Origin of the sequence: Methylobacterium bullatum (genome assembly GCF_014845095.1) — a bacterium.
Classification (GTDB): Bacteria; Pseudomonadota; Alphaproteobacteria; order Rhizobiales; family Beijerinckiaceae; genus Methylobacterium; species Methylobacterium bullatum.
In genome coordinates, this window is record NZ_NKUG01000238.1 from 1 (window position 1) to 2,577 (window position 2,577).

The following is a 2,577-nucleotide window of genomic DNA, read 5'->3' on the forward strand; positions in this document are numbered from 1 at the left end:
CTACCCGGACGAGAAGTTCGGCGGGTTCTATGCGCGGCCGAACTACCGCTCTGCGGAGACGCGGAAAGAGATCGCCGAGAACGGCTGGGCGGTCTGGCCGCCGATTCCGTATTCCTACGACACGATCATTGACGGGCTGCCGACGCCCTCGCCCTCGCCGCCCACCTGGATGCTCACCGACGAGCAGTGCCAGGCCGCGGCCAAGCAGGATGGCGCCGAGACCACGGGCCGGGAGGGGTGCAAGGGCCTGGAGATGCACTGGCTCGGCACCGACAACACCACCCGCGACGTGCTGGCGCGCGTCATCTACGGCTTTCGCATCTCGGTGCTGTTCGGGCTCATCCTGGCCCTGGTCTCCTCGGTGATCGGCGTCATCGCCGGCGCGGTGCAGGGCTATTTCGGCGGCTGGGTCGATCTCGCCCTGCAGCGCTTCATCGAGGTCTGGAGCGGCATCCCGACCCTCTACCTCATCATCATCATCTCGGCCTTCATCGCGCCGGGCTTCTTCGTGCTGCTCGGCATCCTGCTGCTGTTCTCCTGGGTGGCCCTGGTCGGCGTGGTGCGGGCCGAGTTCCTGCGGGCGCGCAACTTCGAATATGTCCGCGCCGCCCGCGCGCTCGGCCTCTCCAACATCCGCATCATGAGCCGGCACCTCCTGCCCAACGCCATGGTGGCGACGCTGACCTTCATGCCGTTCATCCTCAACGGCTCGATCGGCACGCTGACCTCCCTCGACTTCCTCGGCTTCGGCCTGCCCCCCGGCTCGGCCTCGCTGGGCGAGCTGCTGGCGCAGGGCAAGGACAACATCCAGGCCCCCTGGCTCGGGCTGACCGGCTTCTTCGTGGTGGCGGTGATGCTGAGCCTGCTCATCTTCGCCGGCGAGGCCGTGCGCGACGCCTTCGACCCCCGCAAGACGTTCAAGTAAAAACCACGTCCCAGTAAAAACCGCCTGGCGCCTGAGACCCGCCGAGGTGGGTCTCAGGTTTTAATCCCCCCGCGCGCCTCCACCGCAGGTTCCGATGGAATCCGATCGGAGCGTCATGCGTTGTCCGGGGCGGCATCCTCGATCCGGCCGCGAGATTTAACCCTCATGGATCCGGAGATCCGATGTCCGACGCCTCGCATACGACGCCGTCCCGCCGCCTCTTCATGGCCGGCAGCCTCGCCGGAATCGGCGGTGTGCTGGCCTCCGAGCGCGCCGCCGCGCAGGCGATCCCCGCCACCCCCACCGGCCGGCCCGAGCCCAAGCTCGACCAGCCCCCGCCCCTGCCGCGCGAGGCGCATGTCGGCTGGGCGGTGGTCGGGCTCGGAGATTTCGCCCAGGCCCAGATCCTGCCCGCCTTCCAGCGGGCACGGCGCTCCAGGGCCGTCGCCCTCGTCTCCGGCAACCCGGAGAAGGCGAAGTCCGTCGCCGCCCGCTATGGGATCGGACAGGGCGGCCTCTACGATTACGCCTCGATGGGGAAGATGGCCGACAACGCGGACATCGCCGCCGTCTATGTCATCACGCCGAACTCCACCCATGCCGACCTGACCATCAAGGCGCTGGAGGCGGGCAAGCACGTCCTCTGCGAGAAGCCGATGGCGACGAATTCCGCCGAGTGCCGTCGGATGATCGACGCCGCCAAGGCCGCCGACCGCCGCCTGATGATCGCCTACCGGGTGCATTGGGAGCCGCACAACCTGCGCGCCAAGGCGATGATGGATGCGGGCGAGCTCGGCGAGGTGCGCTTCGCCTCCTCCGACCATCACCGCCCCCTCGAGCCGGGAAAGCCCCGCGACCAGTGGCGTATGCTGAAGGCCGTGGCCGGCGGCGGGTCGCTCGTGGATATCGGCATCTACGGCCTCAATGGCATCCAATGGTTCTTCGGCGAGAGCCCGTCCTCGGTCTCCGCGTCGATGCATGCGCCTGCCGGCGATCCGCGCTTCGCCGAGGTGGAGGACGTGTTCACGGCCCAGCTCGTCTTCCCCTCGGGCCGGCACGCCACGGTCTCGTCGGGCTACAGCGCCGACAAGAAGCGGATCGACCTGTGGGGCGACAAGGCGGTCGCCACCCTCGATCCCGGCACCGCCTACCAGGGCAACCGCCTCGTGGTCGGCAATGCCAGACGCGCGGACGAGATCCTGACGGCGGAGGGCGACGCGGTGCAGTTCACAGGCGAGATCGACCACCTTTCGCAGGTCATCGCGGAGGGCGGTGAGCTGCGCACGCCCGGCGAGATGGGCCTGCGCGACGTCCGCCTGATCGAGGCGCTCTACCAGGCGGCGGCGACGCGCCGATGGGTCGATCTCAACCCGGACATGACGATGCGGCCGGGCACGCCCTGACGGCGGCGATCGGGTTTAACGCATCTCGGCATGCAGGCAGACAGCGTCCCTCTCCCCCTTGTGGGGCGAGGCTAGGAGTGGGGGTGGCGCCGCTGGCCTCCGCCGGCTGAGGGTCGCCCAACCACCCCCACCTCCAACTCCTCCCCACAAGCTAGACGGATCTCGGGCAGGCCCGAGATCCGCTGGGGAGGAGGGCCGCTTCCCTCCGTGTAGAATGGCGGCAACCTGCGAGGCCGGTCTCCCGATGCG

Annotated in this window: 2 protein-coding genes; both read left to right on the forward strand. The window is 68.9% G+C overall.

Annotated elements, in window-relative coordinates:
• On the forward strand, positions 1 to 925 hold a 925-nt coding region (locus MBTS_RS22575), incomplete at its 5' end, for an ABC transporter permease (RefSeq protein WP_192216540.1).
• 182 nt (positions 926 to 1,107) lie between these two features.
• Entirely contained in the window at positions 1,108 to 2,328 is a 1,221-nt protein-coding gene (locus tag MBTS_RS22580) for a Gfo/Idh/MocA family protein (protein ID WP_192216541.1), read from the forward strand.
• Positions 2,329 to 2,577: the final 249 nt, after the last annotated feature.